The sequence below is a fragment of the Pseudomonas sp. SDT291_1_S447 genome (assembly GCF_054070155.1).
In genome coordinates this window covers 1-222 of sequence record NZ_JBSVXS010000434.1, presented here as the reverse complement: position 1 = coordinate 222, position 222 = coordinate 1, and the positions used below count along the sequence as shown (strand labels likewise).

The following is a 222-nucleotide window of genomic DNA, read 5'->3' as shown; positions in this document are numbered from 1 at the left end:
GACGTGCCGGGGCTGAAAGACATCGGCCCCTTGATGCCAGGTGATCCATTGCTGGCCATCGACACCGTGCAGTTCGTCGGCCAGGTCGTGCTGGCGGTTGCCGCCCGCGACCTGGAAACCGCACGCAAAGCCGCGATGGCCGCGGTGATCGAATATGAAGACCTGGAACCGGTGCTGGACGTGGTCGAGGCCTTTCGCAAGAAGCATTTTGTGCTCGACAGC

1 protein-coding gene is annotated in these 222 nt (G+C 62.6%); it reads left to right on the top strand.

Annotation, left to right across the window (positions count from 1 at the left end):
• On the top strand, positions 1–222 hold a 222-nt coding region (locus tag ACW9IR_RS30255; protein ID WP_457466286.1), incomplete at both ends, for a hypothetical protein.